Source organism: Bacillus sp. FJAT-25509 (assembly GCF_001420605.1).
Classification (GTDB): domain Bacteria; phylum Bacillota; class Bacilli; order Bacillales; family Bacillaceae_G; genus Gottfriedia.
Map to the genome: position 1 here is coordinate 69,205 of NZ_LJIZ01000032.1, position 19,754 is coordinate 88,958.

Here is a 19,754-nt window from a genome sequence, read left to right on the forward strand (position 1 = left end):
TTATTAAAAATACATTAAAGATTTTCCGTGGAAATTAAAGGATTTAAAGTATTGATAAAGATGAAATTAAATTAAAAACGTATATAAATTTTGCCGAGTTTTCTTTGTTTACAAATAAGAACTATTCTCTTATACTAAGAACTTGAAGTAAAACGTAATTATTCCTAAATAGATGAAGGTGTTTTAATAAATGAGTCAAGATATCATAAAAATTGAAGATTTGTCTTATAGCTATGAACGTCAAAAGGTATTAACCGACATTAATCTTCTAGTAAAAAAGGGAGACTTTTTAGGTCTAGTTGGTCCAAATGGTAGCGGCAAATCAACCCTACTAAAATGTATATTAGGTATCCAACAACCAGATGAAGGAAAAATAGAGATATTCGGTACAGATATTCGAAAAATGAAAAGCTGGGATAAGATTGGTTATGTATCTCAAAAAGCGAATAGTTTTAACTCTGGATTTCCAGCATCGGTTTTTGAAGTAGTATCATTAGGTCTTGTTTCTAAACTAGGATTGTTTAACGGTTTTAAAAATTCGGATAAACAAAAAGTCGCTGAGGCCTTAAAATCAGTTGGTATGTATGAATTTGCAAATCGTAATATCGGCGAACTATCAGGTGGACAACAGCAGCGTGTCTTTATTGCGCGAGCACTTGTAAGTAATCCCGAACTATTAATACTTGATGAACCAACCGTTGGGGTAGATGCTGAAAATGTAGAAAGCTTTTATGAATTACTTAGCGATTTAAATACTAAGCTTGGTATTACTTTATTATTAGTTTCTCATGACATAGGCATTATTACTGATAAAGTATCACATGTTGCATGTTTAAATAAAAGATTACACTTCCATGGTAGTAGAGATAAGTTTAAAGATGCTACTGAGAAGGATTTGTCTCTTCTATATGGCCATTCTGTGCATGTACTATCTCATAATCACGAGAATGGGGGAGAGCGAATATGATGGATTTTTTTCATTATGATTTTCTGAGAAATACATTAATCACTGGTATGATTATTGGAGTTATGGCTCCTTTATTAGGTGTATTTGTTGTATTTAGGAGATTATCACTTATTTCTGATGCGTTGAGTCACGTGACTTTATCAGGAGTTGCAGCAAGTCTTTTACTTGAAAAGTATTTCTTTACATCTGGTTTTGTTAGCCCTTTATTTATGGGGATGACATTTTCAGTTGCAGGAGCATTTTTAATTGAAAAATTAAGAAGTGTTTATAAACATTATCAAGAGTTAGCAATTCCAATCATTCTTTCAGGAGGAATGGGATTAGGTGTTATTTTAATTTCATTAGCTAATGGATTTAATACAGATCTATTTAGTTATTTGTTCGGTAGTGTTAGTGCTGTGTCACAAGAAGATTTAATTACTGTCATAATTATAGCTGTTTTTGTAGTAATATCTATTATAGTACTTTATAAAGAATTGTTCCTATTATCATTTGATGAAGAATATGCAGTTGCTTCAGGTATAAATGCAAAATGGATTCATTACTTGTTTATTTTATTAGTTGCTTTAGTAGTATCCATTTCAATGAGAGTTGTAGGTGTTTTATTAGTATCTTCTCTAATGACTTTACCAGTAGCATCGAGTATACGAATTTCGAAGGGGTTTAAGCAAACAATCATCTTTTCAATTATTTTCGGAGAGTTTTCAGTAGTTGCAGGTATTTTGCTTTCTTATAATTTAAATCTAGCGCCTGGTGGTACGATTGTGATCCTGCAAATCCTTATTCTTATTTTTACTTTAGGTTTGAAGAAGTTAAGAACAAGTCAAAGGTAGTGATTAAATGAAATTAGCAGATGCATCAAAATTATTAAAAGAAAGAGGCTTTAAAAATACGCCTAAACGATATGATATGCTTGAATATATTTTTAGGCAAAATAAATATGTAACTGCAAGAGATATTCAACAAGCATTAATAGATAAATACAAAGGCCTTAGCTTTGATACAATTTATCGCAATTTATCTACGTTTATTGAAGTAGATGTAGTGGAAGTTACGGAACTAGATGGTGAAAAGCGTTTTCGATCAAAGTGCTCTTCTTCAGAGCATCATCATCATTTTATTTGTTTAGATTGTGGTAATACAAAAAGTATTTATCGATGTCCTATGGAAAATTTATCTGTTGATTTACCTGGTTATACAGTACAAAGCCATAAATTTGAAATATACGGACTATGTCCAGAATGTAGTTGAATTCCAACCACTTTTAGAGAGTACAAATAGTACTCTCTATTTTATTTTAGGGATAAGATCTAATTTTTAAAATGTATTACATAATTTACCAATTTCGTATATACTTAAATTAGAAATGAAGAATTATTTAATGTACATTGATAAAACTAAGGAGTAAAAATATGGAAAATATAGCTATAGGAGATTTAATCTTTCAGTTGATTGTATTTTTAATACCGGTTGCTATTATTATTTTTGTTGTATTTATTTATCGATCTACTAAGAATAATAGGGTTCAAATGCAGAGACTTGAGGCAAAGCTTGATAAAATAAACGAAGACATAAAAAAAGATTAGTAGACTATATTCCAAGTTTCTAAAGACAATATATTATTGTCTTTTTTTCATTTATAAGGTATAGTAAGTTTCAACATATGTTTAAATGTTTAAACATATAATCTTAATTGAAATTAAATGATAAATAATATAAATGTGAAGAGCAGGGAGACAAAAAGATGAAATCAAATGAGACCGTATTAATTACAGGAGCGTCTGGAGGAATTGGTAAAGAATTAGCTATTTTATTTGCAAAAGATGGATTCGACTTAGTTTTAGTAGCTAGATCAATTGATAATTTGTTAAAAGTAAAAAATGAAATTGAATCAATGTCGAATGTAAAGATTCAGCTATTTTCAAAGGATTTATCTAAGGAAGATGAAATAGTTTCTTTAGAAAAGGAATTAAATGCTGAAAATATTCAAGTTGATTATTTAGTGAATAATGCTGGATTTGGATTATTTGGGGAGTTTGCAGCTACAAATTTAGACGAAGAGTTAAACATGATTGATTTAAATATACGTACAGTTACACATCTGACAAAACTGTTTTTAAAAGGGATGATTGAACGAAATAAAGGTGGGGTGATGAATATTGCTTCTACAGCAGCATTTCAACCAGGGCCTTTAATGGCAGTTTACTATGCATCAAAGTCCTATGTTCTTTCTTTTACAGAAGCACTTTCGAATGAAATGAAAGGAACAAATATTAAAGTAACAGCTGTTTGTCCTGGTGCAACAGAAACGGATTTTGGAAAACGTGCTAATATGCATGAATCAAATTTATTCCAAAGTGGAGTAGGGAATGTAAAAGATGTTGCTAAAGTAGCATATAGGGGATTTAAAGATGGAAAGACAATTGTGATTCCTGGAATGACAAATAAAATACTAGCAAATTCTGTTCGATTCATGCCAAGAAAATTAGTTACGAATGTTGTAAGGTATATCCAAAGAAGAATATAATTGATCAAAACGACTCAGTCCTTGACCGAGTCGTTTTTTGCAGCTAAATTATGTATGAATTTCTAATTAAGAATTTTTTGAAACCTGGAAGTTTAGAACTTGTAAAAATTAAACAAGCAATTATTCACTAATAGATTATTGCTGCCCGGCAGGGTGTGTAAATACTTGGAATAATACGCCAAATTTGTCGACTACTTTACCATAACATGGGCTAAATCCAGTATCTTGTAAAGGTAATTCTACTTCACCGCCATCTGAAAGGCCTTCAAAAAATCTTTTTGAAATTTCAATTTCATTTGTAGAAATACAAATTGTTACTTGGTTTCCACTTTGGAATGGGTAACCAGGATAAGTATCTGAAACCATTAATACTGATTCTCCGATTTGGATCGTTGCGTGCATGATTAAATTCTTAGCATCAGACGGTATTTTTCCTTCTGAGTCGTCTCCAACTTCTCCATAAGTTTGACTAAATAATACCTTAGCATCAAGTGCTTTTTCATAAAAATTAATTGCTTCTTGAGCATTTCCATCCATGATTAAATAAGGGATTAATTCTAATGACATGTCCACTACACTCCTTGTTTAAAAATTAAATTGTGAATTGAAAAAAATATGACTTAAATAGTCTAAAACGCTTGTCTAACTATTACCATATTCTATTCTATTCATATCTAAATTATAAAATAGAGAACATGCGTTTGCAATATAGATTATTTTAAATTTTTTTCGACATAAAAAGGGAACTTTTGTTCTTTTTTAATTGTTGTTTTATCCGTTAAATAAAGGGGAATTCCCTCTATTGTTGAATAGTATGCATTAGGGCAAGATGTTTAATAAACTTATAGCCTAGGAGGCTGAGTGGTTTGCAGGAGCTCAAAAAATATAGAAGAAATGTCTTCTTATTATTGTTTGTTATACTTATTTCATTTATAGGACATTTTGCGAACTCATTGCCAATTGTTAGCAGAAGAATCTTAGAAGGGATTTTTTGGCTTTCGCTAATTAGTTGTTTTGGAATTATTACAAATGGAGTAATAAAGTTTAGCCAAAAAATCGGTAAGTTAGCATACTTTTTTGTTTTAGGTAGTTTAATTAGTGCAATTTTTGCGTTTACGGTCGAAACTTTAAATACAATAAAAGTTATCTCATTTTATATTTATTATATTTGTCTTTTTGCAAGTTTAATTACTGGTGTAATAGCAATTATAAAAGAAGAAAAAGGGTTAGCAAAATTATCAGGATTTATATTGATGTTCGTATTTGGATTAATTTTTGTGTGTACTTTTATTGTGTGGAATATAAATGGTGCTCAGTATTAAGCATCAGACTGTCTACTAAGCGCCTGCAAGTAGTCTGACATTCAAGATTTTTAGATACTTTGACTAAAGACAATTTTAAATATTAATTTAGGATGCTATTAATTCAATTTTTTCCATCTAGAAATAGATGGTTTTTTATTTTTTACCGTTTCTACTATTTAAAAAAGGTATTCAGTCACATTTCTAGAATAGGTGAATTATTGATCGAATTACCCATTACAATTAGAGATCTTTAAAATTAAATTACAGAATGATTATGGGGGACAAATATGAATAAGATGTTATGGAATTCACCTGAAAACTTGAAAAAATTACTTACAGAGCTAGTTAGCTGGAAAAGTATAACGCTAACAGATGGCGAACGGCAATTTCCAGTAAATTTATTTAAAAAGCTATCTGCTTTACAATATTTTAAAGATTTACCGCATCAACTGAAGTTGCATGATTCAGATAAAGGTCGGAAATTTTTAACTGCATTGTATAAACGGCCAGATATAAAGGATACGATTTGTCTTATAAGTCATTTTGATACAGTAAATACAGAAGAATATGGTGAGCTTGAACATTTGTCTACAAATACAGAGGATTTAACAAATGCTTTTCAAGAACGGATAAATGAATTATCAAAAGATGTTCAAAGTGATTTGAATTCTGGTGAATATTTATTTGGTCGTGGTTCGATGGATATGAAAATGGGACTTGCGATGCATATGAGTATTATTGAGAAAGCTAGTATTGAGGAATGGCCAATAAATCTTTTATTATTAACCGTTCCTGATGAAGAGGTAAATTCAGCTGGAATGCGTGATGCGGTCTCAACACTTGTAAATCTTCAGGAAGAATATGATTTGAATTTCAAATTATTTTTAAATGGTGAGCCTGTATTTTCACAAGAACCGGGAGATCCAAAGTATTATATTTACTCTGGTACAATTGGTAAAATAATGCCAGCAGCATTATTTTATGGGAAAGAAACACATGCTGGAGAACCATTAAGTGGCGTAACCTCTCCATATATTGCATCCTTTTTAACTAGAAAAATGGAGTGGAATGAGGAGTTTCAAGAGATTGATTTTGGTGAGAAGACTCCGCTACCTGTTACATTACAGCAGAAGGATTTGAGGTTAGAGTATTCGACTCAAACGCCATTTCGTTCATGTGCGCTATACAATGTGTTTTTAATGAAAAGAAATGCTTCTGAAGTCTTTAATTTATTCGAAAAAATAGCACAAGAAGCTGCTGAAGAATGTAATTTTGAATATGAAAAGATTTGTAATAGACATAACGTAAATCCGGTTGGAAAAGTAAAGGTTATCCAATATACAGACTTGCAGCAATATGCTATCAGGAAGCTCGGCGAGGATTATGTGTTGAACCTTAAAAAAGAAATTCATTCGCACAATGAGTGGGATGATCGTGAGAAGTCCTTTAGAATTGCAGACAATTTAATGATTGAATGTCAGGAGCTTGCGCCTGCTATGATCATTTTATTTGCACCACCTTACTATCCAGCAATAAATTCTACTGGAGATGAGTTAGTGGAGCAGTGTATAAAATTTTCTTCAGAGCTTGCTAGTAATCAGTTTAATTTACCAGTAAAACGTATTCACTATTTTAATGGAATAAGTGACTTAAGTTATGTAAATTACAGTGATTCGCTTGGCGGATGGACAGCATTCGAGTTGAACACACCAGTATGGGGAGATAGTTATACTTTACCTTTTAGCTTAATGGGAAAATTAAATGCTCCTGTGTTAAATATCGGACCGTTCGGAAAAGATGCACATAAGTTAACTGAGAGGTTACATATGAGAAATGCATTTGAAGAAGTGCCTTATATAGTAGAAGAAGTGATTCATATGATTAGTAAAATGAAATGATAAAAGGACCTTCTAATTCCAAAAAATTAGAAGGTCTTTTTTTTAGTATTCTATTTCTTCAATATCCTTTGGCTGCGGAAGTGGTTGGTTATTTTTTTGGTTCTGATTTACAATACTTATTTCGTCTTCTTTTCTTTCTCTTATAATGCTGTTTTGCTTTTCGTGATTTTTCAAATTATTTGCTCCCTTCTCTTCGAATACAGTTAATTTGTGCAAAATTAACTAATTTATTAGAAGATTGAGGAGGAAAATGTCATGGCATGGCCAATTTGTTTAACCTTTCATTTCTGCTTTTTGATTAAATAGATGATTAAAAATTGATTGCCACTCTTCTTGATTTTTTATTTCAGTTACACAAATTCTATGATTTTTGGTTACTTTTAATTGGTGATCTGATAATGAAATTCTTCCTTCTTTCGTTAATAAGTTGACGATTTTATATTGGGTGAAAATTGTTTCTTTACTAGTTTGGAAGTAATGAAATTGTTCTTCGAATTGTTGTAGCTGCTTAGGAATAATTGAAATGAATAATAAGTCATTCCAAGTTCCATTAAACTTTTGAAGTATGAAGTTCGAATTGTCTTGTTCAATCATTCGATAGGATCCATTTGGATCTGAGTATTCATAATGGTCATGAAGCAAGAGGGGTTCTAAAAAACCGCCACCAATTCCTACGTCTGCGAGATAATTTTGATCGTTAATTTTTACTAATATAGATAAATGTGAGAATTCAGGATTCCAACATTGTTTTTCTTCATTCCAAAATTTGGTTGAAATAAATGATACATTAAAACCTAATTCCTGTAAGACTGAAAAAAGTAACGAATTCGTTTCAAAACAAATCCCACCTCGCTTACCTGTAGCTATTTTTTTCATAATTTTTGAAGGATTCATTGAGAGCGGAATTTGAGAAATAATATCGATATTTTCAAATGGTATTGAAAGTAAATGATGCTTATGAATTTGTTTTAATGAGGAATATGAAATTGTTTGGATTTGTTTTAAACGGATGTGTTTAAAATATGACTCGATTAGCATGAAATCCTCCATAAAATTTAATGTAAATAGTAAATATAATGAGTATACAATGAGGCATGTATAAAAAGTGAATAATAAGAGAAATAATTTTAAAAATTCTAAAATCATAGTTGACACATAGGAATAGTGTGTTTATTATTAAGCTTATATAAAAATTCAATATGGCTGATTGGAAGACCAAAGGCCCTTAACTATTTTCATTAGTTAAGGGTCTTTTTGCACTTTAAAAATGATAAATTGGCAGCGATGAAGAGTACTCGCCATAGCTGCTGATTATAGGAATAAAGTATAAGTGCAACTACGTCTCTGCTTTCGCTTAAAAGGCTAGGCAATCGACGAGTTTTCTTTATATTTGTGCCTTAAAGGGGAGATTTTAATGTGTTGAAGTGTAGGGATGGGTACAAATAAAAATCGGAAAATTGAAATTGAGAGGGGCAGATCATTGTGGGGGCAAAGAAATGGATTATTAGCTCGGTAGTTGTTGTATTAGCAGTTTCAGGAGTGTTATATGCAACCTTGAAAGACGATAAATCTGAGGCAACCAATACTGAAGCAGCAAATAAAAAAGTAGAATTGTTAAATGTTTCTTATGATCCAACTCGCGAATTATATGAAAGTTATAATAAAGCTTTTAGTAAATATTGGGAAAAAGAACATAACCAAACTGTCACAATTAAACAGTCACATGGTGGTTCTGGAAAACAAGCTAGGGCAGTAATCGACGGTTTAGATGCTGATGTAGTAACACTGGCTCTTGGATATGATATTGACTCGATCAATGAAAAGGCACAACTATTATCCCCTAATTGGCAAAAAGAATTTGAATACAATTCAACGCCTTATACATCAACAATTGTTTTTTTAGTAAGGAAAGGAAATCCGAAAAATATTAAGGATTGGGATGATTTAACGAAAAAAGGAGTTCAAGTAATTACTCCAAATCCAAAAACTTCAGGTGGTGCAAGATGGAATTATTTAGCTGCTTGGGGCTATGCAGATAAAAAATATAATGGTGATGAGAAAAAAGTAAAAGCATTTATGAAGAAATTATATAAAAACGTTCCAGTTTTAGATACTGGGGCACGTGGTTCAACAACTACATTTGTTGAAAAAGGAATTGGAGATGTATTAATAGCTTGGGAAAATGAAGCATTACTTTCAGTGAAGGAATTAGGTGAGGGGAAATATAAAATTGTTTACCCTTCGATTAGTATTCTAGCTGAACCACCTGTTGCGGTTGTAGATAAAAATGTGAAGGAAAAGAAAACTGAAGAAGTGGCAAAGGGCTACTTATCTTATCTTTATAGTAAAGAAGGTCAAAAAATCATTGCCGAAAATTATTATCGTCCGAGAGATAAAGAGATTCTCGCTAAATATAGTAAACAATATCCTAGCCTACCATTGCTAACAATTGATAAAGATTTCGGAGGATGGGCGAAAGCTCAATCGAAGCATTTTGATGATGGTGGAGTATTTGACCAAATTTATCAATAATCACGTAATTGAAAAATAAGGAGGACATTGGACTTTATTGGGCGTTTTACTAGAGCTTAAGCCAAGTCTTCTTTATTTGATTTTTATTTTAAGGAGGATTGACATAATTGTTTAAGAAGCGAAAAAGAATCCTACCTGGATTTGGATTAACGTTTGGATTTTCAATATTATATATAAGCTTTTTTATTTTTCTTCCGGTATCGATGCTGTTCTTACATTCTTTCGATATAGGTTGGTCTAAATTTATAAAAATCGTGAGTGAACATAGAGTACTAATGTCTTATAAAGTAAGTTTTGGAACTGCCTTTATTGCTGCGATTATTAACGCTGTTTTTGGTTTATTAGTAGCTTGGGTGCTTGTACGTTATCGTTTTCCTGGAAAACGAATTGTAGATGCATTCATTGATTTACCTTTTGCATTACCGACTGCAGTTGCTGGTATTACTTTAACAACATTGTATTCTCCTGATGGATGGGTTGGAAAATTTTTCTCTTTCAAAATTGCTTATACACCACTCGGGATTATTATAGCTCTTACATTTATTGGTTTACCATTCGTAGTAAGAATGGTTCAACCTGTTCTTGAAAATTTTCAAAAAGATGTTGAGGAAGCAGCGGCAAGTCTAGGTGCAAGTCGTTTTCAAATTTTTTGGAAGGTAATTTTTCCAGGGATTTTACCAGCATTATTGACAGGATTTTCTTTAGCATTCGCAAGATCATTAGGGGAATATGGGTCAGTCGTGTTTATTTCGGGAAATATGCCAATGAAAACTGAAATTACTCCATTGTTAATTATGACAAAATTGGAGCAATATGATTACTCGGGTGCAACTGCACTTGCAATTGTGTTATTAGTAACTTCTTTCTTACTCTTATTGATCATTAGTATTTTCCAGAGATACGCAAATCGTGCTTTTGTTCAAGGGGGTAAGGGTTAAAAATGGAAAGAGAATTTAAGATTGAGAGAAAAATAGAAATGAATGCTAGTACTGAGAAAAGAGCAAAATTGAGCGTCAATACTATTCCGATTATTTTAATCAGTATTGTCATACTTTTTTTAGCGCTATTTTTATTTCTTCCTTTAGTTTCAATTTTTATAAAGGCTTTACAAGATGGTTTTGGAGTTTATAAAGAAACGATTGTAAATGATGAAACATTGGCAGCAATTAAATTGACGTTTTTAGTAACGATTATTACGTTACCACTTAATGCCATTTTTGGCGTTTCGATTGCGTGGGCTACAACGAAATTTAATTTTAAAGGGAAAAATATATTAGTAACTCTAATTGAATTACCTTTTGCAGTGTCGCCGGTTGTTGCAGGATTTTTATTTGTTCTTTTATTTAGTCCGAATAATGGAGTTTTTGGTGGTTGGTTAAAGGAACATAATATGAAAATCATTTTTTCAACCCCAGGAATTGTTTTAGCAACAATATTTGTCACATTGCCTTTTGTAGCGAAAGAATTAATTGCGCTTATGCAGGCAACAGGGAGTGCTGAAGAAGAGGCTGCACTAACTTTAGGTGCGAACGGATGGCATATTTTTTGGAAGGTGACACTCCCGAAAATTAAATGGGGACTTTTGTATGGCGTAATATTATGTAATGCAAGAGCGGTTGGAGAGTTTGGTGCTGTATCAGTTGTATCTGGACATATTCGTGGAGAAACAATTACAATGCCACTTCATATTGAAAATTTGTATAATGAGTACCAATTTCCACAGGCATATACAGTTGCATCACTTATGTCCATTTTTGCGATACTGACATTAGTTATTAAAAATATAATTGAATGGAAAGTTCAAAAGGAAGAGAAACAATAGGAGAGGATTGTATGTCAATTAAAGTTTCAAATGTAATAAAAAGCTATGATAATGAAACTGCCTTAAAAGGAATTGATTTAAATATAAAAAAAGGGGAATTGGTTGCTTTATTAGGTCCATCTGGGTCGGGTAAAACAACATTGTTAAGAATAATTGCCGGTTTAGAAAATCCAGACTTGGGTGAAATATTTTTTGAAGATCAGGATGTAGCAAATGTGCAAGTAAAAGAAAGAAATGTAGGATTTGTATTCCAGCATTATGCTTTATTTCAGCACATGACTGTTTTTGATAATATTGCATTTGGTTTAAAAGTTAGACCAAGAGCTACACGTCCTTTAAAAAGAAAAATTCATGAGAAAGTGATGGAATTGCTATCATTAGTAAAATTAGAAAGCTTTGCTAATCGATTTCCTTCTCAATTATCTGGTGGACAAAGACAACGTGTTGCATTAGCTAGAGCATTAGCTGTTGAACCAAGTGTATTATTATTAGATGAGCCATTTGGGGCATTAGATGCAAAAGTTCGAAAAGATTTAAGAAGATGGTTACGTAAACTCCATGATGAAATTCATATTACCAGTATATTCGTAACACATGATCAAGAGGAAGCGCTTGAAGTTGCAGATCGAGTTGTCATTATGAATGGCGGGAAGATCGAACAAATTGGAACACCGGAAGAAGTTTATCATACGCCAGCAAGTCCGTTTGTTTATGATTTTCTTGGCAAAGTCAATTTATTTCATGGAAGGATCAATAAGGGTAACTTAATAAGTGGTGGATTAGAAATCCCATTACCAGAATTAGATGAACAAGAACATAAAGAACATAAAGAAGTTACGGGTTATGTTCGTCCTCATCAAATTACAATCGAAAAATTTGAAACAAATCAAACTTCGATCAGTGCAATCGTAACCCATATTCATGCTGTAGGACCGATCGTGTATGTGGAAGTCCTTCGGGAGGATACAAAAGATTATGTTGAAATCGAACTCATGAATGAATTATTCTACGAACTAAATATTCAACTTGGAGAAAGGGTATTTGTTCGTCCTAATGAATTGAAGGTATTTATTCCTCAGGATTATTCGATTTGATAAGATAGGAAAAGAATAAAAAAAGGTTAAGGAGCAGTGTCCTTAACCTTTTTGTTATTATTAACCTTTTGCTGCTTCTAGTTCAGCTAGTTTTTCTTTTGCAATAATGTCGATTTCGCGTTTTAGTTCTTCTACCATAGTTGCTTCTGGAACTTTACGAACGATTTCTCCATGGCGGAATAGTAATCCTTCACCACGTGCTCCAGCAATACCGATGTCTGCTTCACGCGCCTCACCAGGACCGTTTACTGCACATCCTAGTACGGCAACTTTAATTGGTACTTTTAGTGTTGAAATGTATTCTTCAACATCATTTGCAATACTAATTAAGTCAATTTCAATTCGGCCACATGTAGGGCATGAAATTAATGTTGCAGCGTTTGAAGATAAACCGAAAGACTTAAGTAATTCTCTTGCAACTTTTACTTCTTCAACCGGATCTGCGCTTAATGAGATACGCATTGTATTTCCGATTCCTTTACTAATGATTGCACCTAAACCAGCGGCACTCTTAACTGTACCAGCAAACAAAGTACCTGATTCAGTAATACCTAAATGTAAAGGATAATCGAAAGCTTTTGAAGCTTTTTCATAAGCTTCGATTGCTAGGTTTACATCTGATGCTTTCATCGATACGATGATGTCATGGAAATCTAAATCCTCAAGAATTTTAATGTGATGTAATGCACTTTCAACCATTCCATCAGCAGTTGGGTAACCATATTTCTCTAAGATTCGTTTTTCTAATGAACCAGCATTAACACCGATACGAATAGGAATTCCTTTAGCTTTAGCAGCATTTACTACTGCTTCAACTTTTTCTTTACGACCGATATTACCTGGATTAATTCTAATTTTATCTACTCCGCCTTCAATTGCTTTTAAGGCTAATTTATAATCAAAGTGTATATCTGCAACAAGAGGTATGTTAATTTGTTTTTTAATATCAGCGATTGCATTTGCAGCTCTTTCGTCTGGTACTGCAACTCGAACAATCTGACATCCAGCTTCTTCAAGTCGTTTAATTTCTGCAACTGTTGCTTCAACATCGTGTGTTTTTGTTGTTGTCATACTTTGGATTGAAATTTCATTTGCTCCACCAACAACTACATTACCAACTTTAACTGCACGTGTTTTACTTCTATGTGTAATTTCGTTCACGAGTAACTCGCTCCTTCAAAAATAACTTTATTTCTATTTTGTATAAATCTACATTATCATATTTTCTTCATGATTACTCATTTTATCAACTGGTTCTAAAGAAATATATCACAAATTTTATTTTTGTGAAGAGTAAATTGGGAATTTATATGATTTTCCACTTTGAATTTTAGTAGGTGAAAGTCCATTATTTAATGCACTAAAATCTTTTGTAATTTGGCTGATTGGCTGGTTAAAATCAGGGTTAAGATTTTCGATAATACCTAAAACAGTGTCACCGTTTTTGACTTGAATTTTTTCATATTTTGGAAGTGAGGTTGATTTTTTTTCTGATTTTGTTGCTTTTGCTACTGTAGCAATATGTTTAGTGGGGATCGTCCCTACTTGAAGGTCAAAGAATATTATATATGCAAGCAATAAAGAACCAAGTAAAAAAGCTATTTTTTTCATTAATAATCACTCCTTTTGTAGACTATATGCTTGTCCACAACGAATATTCCTATTAGGAGCTTGGAATAAAAAATTTAAAACAAAAAAAAGAAGTGTGCAACACACTTCAGTAAACATTATTTTTTAGAAGGTAAGTTTTTAATTGTTAATGTGTACATACCAGCTGTTATTAAAATAAAAATTAAAGTTTGGAATGGGATATTTATTTTCAATAATCCTAGCAATAAATAGATAATTGTAGGTAATGTTAAGCTATATGAAACCATTGCAAAGCGTTGTCTAAAAGGCAAATGCTTAGTCGACTTAAATAAAGCTGTTAAAAACGCTAATAATGTAGCAACTATAAATATGAAGATACAAGAACCTAAATAAAATAGGAAAAATAATGCGATTAAGAATACTGGAAGAGCTTCTTTTATACTTTTAATAAATTTTGAAACTTGCGTTTTGTGTATTTCTTTAGATTTTAATGAAGGATAAGGATAATCTTGTTCGCCTTTATCATTTTTAATAACTAGTCTATTCTTTAATACAACAAATGCATACTGTTCGTTTTTTAATTTTGAAGGTATAACTGTTTCATTTGGATAAAAAGCATATTTATATTCACCGATATTTCGTTCAAACGGCGTATTGTCGTTAATTGTTAAAGATCCTTTGTTTAAAGAAATCGACTGAATATTATCTTTAAGCAAGTCAGAAACATTGTTGACCTGAAGCTTCACATCTTTTACTAATGAAAAGAATCCCGGAAGAGTATATAAAATTGCTAGTAGGAAAAGAAAAAAGATTGTTTTACCGATTTTTTGGAGTCTATATCTTGATATTGTTTTTGGAGAGTATAAACTAAACCAAAATTGTTTAAATATATTCATAAACTCATCCTTTCTTATTATTGTTATTTCACTTCCCGAAATTTATTATGTAACTTTCGGGCTATTTTGTATATTATAATCTTTTTTTGGAAATTGAATATTAAACTTTAATTAAAATGATAAGAGTAAATAAGAAGAGAATGACAATGGTTTAAGGATTGAATTTATGTTTGGCTTTAAATATCGTTAAAACAATTTATTTTCAATAAAAAATAGTTAATATAAATTAATAATGAAAAAAATAATAAAAAGTGTTGACGTTTAGTTTGAAACATGATAAATTAAATATTGTCTTAAGGACAACGTGAATTATTCCGCAGTAGCTCAGTGGTAGAGCACTCGGCTGTTAACCGAGTGGTCGTAGGTTCGAACCCTACCTGCGGAGCCATTTTTATAGTTTGGCGGTGTAGCTCAGCTGGCTAGAGCGTACGGTTCATACCCGTGAGGTCGTGGGTTCGACTCCCTCCGCCGCTACCAATATTTTATTATGGAGTAATACCCAAGTCCGGCTGAAGGGATCGGTCTTGAAAACCGACAGGGGTGTAACAGCCCGCGGGGGTTCGAATCCCTCTTACTCCTTAATTAGTGAAAAAGTCTTCAACTATAATGTTGAAGACTTTTTTCGTTTTGGTTATTAAATTAACAAATGATGAGTTTAAATCTTCGATAATCCACTTCGCTTAATCAGAATTTTTCTTCCAAAAATTAATCTTTTTTACTTTCTTTCCCTTTTCTCAAGCATTACTATTGAAATCTTTCAGTTTATTTGATAACTTTAAATTGAAATTCACTATTATCTTTGGGAGGAAATAAAAATGTCAAAATTTGAATTACCACAATTACCTTATGCTTATGATGCATTAGAGCCACACTTTGATAAAGAAACAATGAATATTCACCACACTCGTCACCACAATACATATGTAACAAACTTAAACGCTGCTTTAGAAGGTAAAGAAGTAGCTGCTTCTTCAATTGAAGAATTAATTTCAAACTTAGATGCACTTCCAGAAGGTATCCGTACAGCTGTACGTAACAATGGTGGTGGACATGCTAACCATAGCTTATTCTGGACTTTATTAACTCCAGAAGGCACTGGCACTCCAGTTGGTGAAGTTGCTGAAGCAATTAACGCTAAATTCGGTAGCTTAGATGAGTTAAAAGCTGCGTTCACTCAAGCTGCATTAACTCGTTTCGGTTCTGGTTGGGCTTGGTTAGTAGTAAACAATGGTGAGTTAGAAGTGACTAGCACAGCTAACCAAGATTCACCATTAATGGAAGGCAAAACTCCAATCTTAGGTTTAGATGTATGGGAGCATGCTTACTACTTAAACTACCAAAACAAACGCCCTGACTACGTTGGTGCATTCTGGAATTTAGTAAACTGGGATAAAGTAGAAGAATTATACCAAGCTGCTAAATAATTTATAAAAAATGAACACTACTTAATTAATTAAGTAGTGTTTTTTTATGTTTAAAAAAGGATAAATTTTCATTTACTCGGAAAACTAGTTCATGAGACAAAGGAGAGTTTATTATGAGTAAGTGGAAATTTTTATTAGGTGACGTAGATTTAAATAAAGACTTAATTCTTTTACTGAGTGTAGGTGGATTGTTTACTTTAGCGACAGCTTTATCTAGCACATTTGTAAATGTTTATTTATGGAAGCAATCAAATAATTATTTACCAATTGCTTCTTATCAATTTTCGATTGCGTTTTTTCAAGCTCTTACATTCATAATTACAGGTAGATTAGCTAAAACAATCGATCGGGTTGTCATTTTAAGAGTGGGAATTTCTTTTTTGGCAGTATTCTATATAGTTGTTTTACTATTTGAAACGAAAACATTATTAGCAACAATTATGATTGGAGCAATTTTGGGAATTGGGAATGGCTGTTATTATTTAGCGTTTAATTTATTAACATTTGAAGTAACAGAACCAGAAACTAGACAATTTTTTAATGGTTTTTTAGGTCTAATTAATTCTTTTACGGGAATGCTTGGCCCCTTTATAGCTGGAGCGATTATTTCTTCAATGATAGGAAACAAAGGTTATCATTTTGTGTTCCTCGCTGCAGTCATTTTATTTGTATGTGCAGTTGTCTTAAGTTGTTTCTTAGTTAAAAGGGAACTTGATAGTGAGTTCAATATTAAGCGCGTCATTCTAGAAAGAAAACTAAATGAAAATTGGCGAAAAGTTACACATGCTAATTTCTTTCAAGGGATTCGTGAAGGGATTTTTATGTTTGTTATTTCGATTTATATTTTCTTATCTACAGGAAGTGAATTCGCATTAGGGAAATATGGATTAATTACATCGTTAATTAGCTTTATTACCTATTATATTGTTACAAGAATTATAAAAGAAAATTTTAGAATGAAAGCGATCTTTATTGGTGGTTTACTTTTATTCAGCGCTGTTTTTGTAATCGCTTTTAAAGTTACTTTTCCATTATTAATAATTTATGGTGCAATAATTTCTTTGGCATATCCAATCATTTTAGTACCTTACTTATCTTTAACATATGATATAATAGGAAAATCGTATAAGGCCAGGGAATATAGAGTGGAATATATCGTAATACGTGAAGTGTATTTAAATAGTGGTAGAATGTTTTCAATTGCAGTTTTCATTGTATGTACTAAATTATTTCCACCAGAACAATTTATTCCTATATTAATGTGTATATTTGGTGCAGGACACTTTTTGGTCTATTTCGTAATGAGGGACTTAGAATATGAACATGCTTAAGTATTGTCACTAAATTGTCAAAAACTTAGCAGTGATTCTTTTTCCGAATCATTAAAATATTAATATGTAGAATTAGTAATTGTAGAAAAAAGAGGAGAGAAAATGAATAAGCCTAAGAAATATAAAATCACATTACCCACACGACTAAATACACTATTTTTTCTTGTGTTTGTCTTATTTTCTTTTTTAATTCTAAGATTAGGTGTCGTACAAATTGTAAAAGGTGAAGACTATAAATTAGAATTAGAACGTACAGAAAATATGACCGTCGATCAAGCTGTACCAAGGGGAAAAATTTTAGATCGTTACGGAAAGGTTGTAGTAGATAATACGCCTTTACGTACAATTACGTACACTAGAAAAAAAGGAACATCTTCAAGTGAGTTATTAACAATGGCTACAAAGTTAAAAAGTTATCTTAAGATGCCAACTAATAAAATAACTGAACGAGATCGAAAAGATTTTTGGTTATTAAACAATCCTGAAGATGCAAAAAATCTAGTATCAAAAGAAGAAGATAAAACACTAAAAGCTCAATATAAAGATGATGACGCTTCTTACAATAAAGCTTACTATAATTTACAGCTTGATAAAATTACAGCAGATGAAATGAATTCATTTAATGCAAATGAACTGCAAATACTTGCAATTTACAAGCAAATGAGTGCTGGTTATGCACTAACTCCACAAACGATTAAAAGTGAGGGAGTTACTGAAAAAGAATATGCAACAGTTAGTGAACATTTGGACGATCTTCCAGGTGTAGATGTAACGACAAATTGGGAAAGAAAATATGTTTATGGTGATACATTCCGAACAATTTTAGGTAATATTACTTCTGAAAAAGAAGGTTTACCTGCTCAAAATGTAGATTATTATTTAGCACGTGGTTATGATCGTAATGATCGTGTAGGAAAAAGTTATATCGAAAAGCAATATGAAGATGTTTTACGTGGTACAAAAGGTAAGGCACAAAATGTTATTGATTCAAATGGCAATGTTGTTGATACGAAAGTGATTACAGAAGGGGAACCTGGAAGTGATTTAATGCTATCAATTGATATTGAACTTCAAGGTAAGGTTGATAAAATAATAAAAGATAGGCTTTTACAAGCAAAAGCAACGTCAAATGGTCGATATTTGGACCGTGCATTTGTTACGATGATTAACCCGAAAACGGGTGAAGTTTTAGCAATGTCAGGAAAGCAAATTGTTAAAGACAAAAAGACAGGAAAAAATAAAGTTGTAGATTACGCAACTGGAAATCTTACTTCATCTTATGAGATGGGTTCAACTGTAAAAGGTGCAACTCTTTTAACTGGTTATCAAACTGGGGCAATTACTCCAGGACAAAGGCAATTCGATACACCGATTAAAATTGCAAGTACACCAGTAAAAGCGTCATATAAAAACTTCGGATGGATTAATGATTTAGATGCTCTAAAGTATTCATCAAACGTTTATATGTTCCGAACAGCTATGGCTATTGGACATGCACATTACGTAGAGAATAAGCCTTTAAATATCGACGTAAAAGCGTTTGATACATTCCGAAACAGTTTCAGTCAATTCGGGCTTGGTGTTAAAACTGGAATTGATTTACCAAATGAAGCAATTGGATTTAAAGGTGTAGACAAAAGCCCAGGTTTCCTACTAGATATGGCGATTGGGCAATATGATACTTATACACCACTTCAATTAGCTCAATATGTATCTACAATCGCAAATGGAGGTTACAGAATTCAACCACATGTTGCGAAAGAATTGAGACAACCTTCAATCGGCGAAGATACTGGTGTCATTAAACAAGAAATTAAACCTAAAGTATTAAACCGTATTGATATGAAACAATCATACATCGATCATGTTAAACAAGGTTTAATCAAAGTATATAATGAGACTGGTGGTACTGCTCACAAATACTTTACAGGTGTAGACTATAAAATAGCCGGTAAAACAGGTACAGCACAATCCGTATACGACGGTCCAGATCGTAAAAAATACAATGGACCAGTAAAAACTTATAATGAAACATTGATGGGATATGCTCCATATGATGATCCCGAAATTGCCTTTGTAGTAGTAGTTCCTTGGTTACAAACTGACCAAGCGCCAGTAAATAAATACATTGGCCGAGATATTATGGATGAATACTTTAAATTGAAAAAAGAAAGACAATCAATTTATAATGACGAACCAAAAGACATTTTAGATAACCAAGACAATCAAGGCACTCAAGATAATCAAAACACTCAAAATAGTAATCAATAAGAAGAGAAGGGGTTAAACCCTTCTCTTTTTTATTTGGAAAACTCCTTTTTTACACCTTTCCTTCAGCTTCTGAACTTATTTACATAATCTTTACATTC

The 19,754-nt window shown here is 32.0% G+C and carries 20 protein-coding genes and 3 tRNA genes; 17 read left to right on the plus strand and 6 right to left on the minus strand.

The features are described from left to right. Positions 1 to 190 precede the first annotated feature (190 nt). The 5 genes from AN960_RS19280 to AN960_RS19295 all read left to right on the plus strand — a co-directional run bounded on the left by AN960_RS19280 (position 191) and on the right by AN960_RS19295 (position 3,494). A complete protein-coding gene (locus AN960_RS19280) occupies positions 191 to 967 on the plus strand; it encodes a metal ABC transporter ATP-binding protein (protein WP_056474968.1) in 777 nt (258 codons plus the stop codon). Continuing rightward, a complete protein-coding gene (locus AN960_RS19285; RefSeq protein WP_056474971.1) occupies positions 964 to 1,800 on the plus strand; it encodes a metal ABC transporter permease in 837 nt (278 codons plus the stop codon). Before AN960_RS19280 ends, AN960_RS19285 begins: the two co-directional genes overlap by 4 nt. Before the next feature lie 7 nt (positions 1,801 to 1,807). Continuing rightward, complete coding sequence (locus tag AN960_RS19290) at positions 1,808 to 2,218, plus strand: Fur family transcriptional regulator (protein ID WP_056474972.1); 411 nt, start codon at positions 1,808 to 1,810, stop codon at positions 2,216 to 2,218. 161 nt (positions 2,219 to 2,379) lie between these two features. After that, a complete protein-coding gene (locus AN960_RS24140; RefSeq protein WP_082459596.1) occupies positions 2,380 to 2,553 on the plus strand; it encodes a DUF4083 family protein in 174 nt (57 codons plus the stop codon). A gap of 158 nt (positions 2,554 to 2,711) precedes the next feature. Next, the gene (locus tag AN960_RS19295) at positions 2,712 to 3,494 is read left to right on the plus strand and encodes an SDR family NAD(P)-dependent oxidoreductase (RefSeq protein WP_056474976.1); all 783 of its coding nucleotides are present in this window, start codon (positions 2,712 to 2,714) and stop codon (positions 3,492 to 3,494) included. Positions 3,495 to 3,629: 135 nt separating this feature from the next. On the opposite strand, the gene AN960_RS19300 is transcribed toward AN960_RS19295, so the two are convergent. Then, positions 3,630 to 4,061, minus strand: coding sequence for a VOC family protein (locus AN960_RS19300; RefSeq protein ID WP_056474978.1), 432 nt, complete (start codon positions 4,059 to 4,061; stop codon positions 3,630 to 3,632). Between the two features lie 299 nt (positions 4,062 to 4,360). Here AN960_RS19300 and AN960_RS19305 point away from each other — a divergent pair, with 299 nt between their 5' ends. Next, complete coding sequence (locus AN960_RS19305) at positions 4,361 to 4,816, plus strand: hypothetical protein (RefSeq protein ID WP_056474982.1); 456 nt, start codon at positions 4,361 to 4,363, stop codon at positions 4,814 to 4,816. Positions 4,817 to 5,085: 269 nt separating this feature from the next. Continuing rightward, entirely contained in the window at positions 5,086 to 6,696 is a 1,611-nt protein-coding gene (locus tag AN960_RS19310; protein WP_056474986.1) for a M20/M25/M40 family metallo-hydrolase, read from the plus strand. A 42-nt stretch (positions 6,697 to 6,738) separates the two neighbouring features. Here the strand turns inward: AN960_RS19310 and AN960_RS25180 are convergent, their stop codons facing one another. Together AN960_RS25180 and AN960_RS19315 are read right to left on the minus strand one after the other, a co-directional pair. Next, a complete protein-coding gene (locus AN960_RS25180; protein ID WP_286131754.1) occupies positions 6,739 to 6,870 on the minus strand; it encodes a hypothetical protein in 132 nt (43 codons plus the stop codon). Between the two features lie 99 nt (positions 6,871 to 6,969). Further along, complete coding sequence (locus AN960_RS19315; RefSeq protein WP_056474989.1) at positions 6,970 to 7,734, minus strand: arylamine N-acetyltransferase family protein; 765 nt, start codon at positions 7,732 to 7,734, stop codon at positions 6,970 to 6,972. A gap of 441 nt (positions 7,735 to 8,175) precedes the next feature. Between AN960_RS19315 and AN960_RS19320 the strand changes: the two genes are divergently transcribed. From AN960_RS19320 to AN960_RS19335, 4 genes are all read left to right on the plus strand, one after another. Then, on the plus strand, positions 8,176 to 9,228 hold the full coding sequence (locus tag AN960_RS19320) for a sulfate ABC transporter substrate-binding protein (protein WP_056474991.1): 1,053 nt from the start codon (positions 8,176 to 8,178) through the stop codon (positions 9,226 to 9,228). A gap of 107 nt (positions 9,229 to 9,335) precedes the next feature. Next, positions 9,336 to 10,166, plus strand: coding sequence for a sulfate ABC transporter permease subunit CysT (gene cysT, locus AN960_RS19325; protein ID WP_056474994.1), 831 nt, complete (start codon positions 9,336 to 9,338; stop codon positions 10,164 to 10,166). Positions 10,167 to 10,168: 2 nt separating this feature from the next. After that, the gene (cysW, locus tag AN960_RS19330; protein ID WP_056474996.1) at positions 10,169 to 11,050 is read left to right on the plus strand and encodes a sulfate ABC transporter permease subunit CysW; all 882 of its coding nucleotides are present in this window, start codon (positions 10,169 to 10,171) and stop codon (positions 11,048 to 11,050) included. Positions 11,051 to 11,061: 11 nt separating this feature from the next. After that, positions 11,062 to 12,144, plus strand: a complete 1,083-nt coding sequence (locus AN960_RS19335; RefSeq protein WP_056474998.1) for a sulfate/molybdate ABC transporter ATP-binding protein — start codon at positions 11,062 to 11,064, stop codon at positions 12,142 to 12,144. Positions 12,145 to 12,204: 60 nt separating this feature from the next. Here the strand turns inward: AN960_RS19335 and ispG are convergent, their stop codons facing one another. From ispG to AN960_RS19350, 3 genes are all read right to left on the minus strand, one after another. After that, positions 12,205 to 13,305, minus strand: coding sequence for a flavodoxin-dependent (E)-4-hydroxy-3-methylbut-2-enyl-diphosphate synthase (ispG, locus tag AN960_RS19340; protein ID WP_056475001.1), 1,101 nt, complete (start codon positions 13,303 to 13,305; stop codon positions 12,205 to 12,207). A gap of 117 nt (positions 13,306 to 13,422) precedes the next feature. Beyond that, entirely contained in the window at positions 13,423 to 13,755 is a 333-nt protein-coding gene (gene yqfZ / locus AN960_RS19345; protein ID WP_056475004.1) for a protein YqfZ, read from the minus strand. Positions 13,756 to 13,871: 116 nt separating this feature from the next. After that, positions 13,872 to 14,630: a DUF1189 domain-containing protein gene (locus AN960_RS19350; protein WP_056475006.1), complete on the minus strand. Its 759-nt coding sequence runs from the start codon at positions 14,628 to 14,630 to the stop codon at positions 13,872 to 13,874. Positions 14,631 to 14,943: 313 nt separating this feature from the next. Between AN960_RS19350 and AN960_RS19355 the strand changes: the two genes are divergently transcribed. The 6 genes from AN960_RS19355 to AN960_RS19380 all read left to right on the plus strand — a co-directional run bounded on the left by AN960_RS19355 (position 14,944) and on the right by AN960_RS19380 (position 19,656). Continuing rightward, positions 14,944 to 15,018, plus strand: a tRNA-Asn gene (locus tag AN960_RS19355). 12 nt (positions 15,019 to 15,030) lie between these two features. Further along, positions 15,031 to 15,107, plus strand: a tRNA-Met gene (locus AN960_RS19360). Positions 15,108 to 15,119: 12 nt separating this feature from the next. Further along, positions 15,120 to 15,209, plus strand: a tRNA-Ser gene (locus AN960_RS19365). 236 nt (positions 15,210 to 15,445) lie between these two features. Further along, a complete protein-coding gene (locus AN960_RS19370) occupies positions 15,446 to 16,054 on the plus strand; it encodes a superoxide dismutase (protein ID WP_056475008.1) in 609 nt (202 codons plus the stop codon). A 113-nt stretch (positions 16,055 to 16,167) separates the two neighbouring features. Then, the gene (locus tag AN960_RS19375; RefSeq protein ID WP_056475010.1) at positions 16,168 to 17,385 is read left to right on the plus strand and encodes an MFS transporter; all 1,218 of its coding nucleotides are present in this window, start codon (positions 16,168 to 16,170) and stop codon (positions 17,383 to 17,385) included. 102 nt (positions 17,386 to 17,487) lie between these two features. Further along, positions 17,488 to 19,656: a peptidoglycan D,D-transpeptidase FtsI family protein gene (locus AN960_RS19380; protein WP_056475013.1), complete on the plus strand. Its 2,169-nt coding sequence runs from the start codon at positions 17,488 to 17,490 to the stop codon at positions 19,654 to 19,656. Positions 19,657 to 19,754: the final 98 nt, after the last annotated feature.

Coding starts and splice junctions, on each gene's coding strand:
- AN960_RS19280 (WP_056474968.1), top strand. CDS start 191: ATGAGTCAAGATATCATAAAAATTGAAGATTTGTCTTATAGCTATGAA.
- AN960_RS19285 (WP_056474971.1), top strand. CDS start 964: ATGATGGATTTTTTTCATTATGATTTTCTGAGAAATACATTAATCACT.
- AN960_RS19290 (WP_056474972.1), top strand. CDS start 1,808: ATGAAATTAGCAGATGCATCAAAATTATTAAAAGAAAGAGGCTTTAAA.
- AN960_RS24140 (WP_082459596.1), top strand. CDS start 2,380: ATGGAAAATATAGCTATAGGAGATTTAATCTTTCAGTTGATTGTATTT.
- AN960_RS19295 (WP_056474976.1), top strand. CDS start 2,712: ATGAAATCAAATGAGACCGTATTAATTACAGGAGCGTCTGGAGGAATT.
- AN960_RS19300 (WP_056474978.1), bottom strand. CDS start 4,061: ATGTCATTAGAATTAATCCCTTATTTAATCATGGATGGAAATGCTCAA.
- AN960_RS19310 (WP_056474986.1), top strand. CDS start 5,086: ATGAATAAGATGTTATGGAATTCACCTGAAAACTTGAAAAAATTACTT.
- AN960_RS19315 (WP_056474989.1), bottom strand. CDS start 7,734: ATGCTAATCGAGTCATATTTTAAACACATCCGTTTAAAACAAATCCAA.
- cysW (WP_056474996.1), top strand. CDS start 10,169: ATGGAAAGAGAATTTAAGATTGAGAGAAAAATAGAAATGAATGCTAGT.
- AN960_RS19335 (WP_056474998.1), top strand. CDS start 11,062: ATGTCAATTAAAGTTTCAAATGTAATAAAAAGCTATGATAATGAAACT.
- yqfZ (WP_056475004.1), bottom strand. CDS start 13,755: ATGAAAAAAATAGCTTTTTTACTTGGTTCTTTATTGCTTGCATATATA.
- AN960_RS19350 (WP_056475006.1), bottom strand. CDS start 14,630: ATGAATATATTTAAACAATTTTGGTTTAGTTTATACTCTCCAAAAACA.
- AN960_RS19370 (WP_056475008.1), top strand. CDS start 15,446: ATGTCAAAATTTGAATTACCACAATTACCTTATGCTTATGATGCATTA.
- AN960_RS19375 (WP_056475010.1), top strand. CDS start 16,168: ATGAGTAAGTGGAAATTTTTATTAGGTGACGTAGATTTAAATAAAGAC.
- AN960_RS19380 (WP_056475013.1), top strand. CDS start 17,488: ATGAATAAGCCTAAGAAATATAAAATCACATTACCCACACGACTAAAT.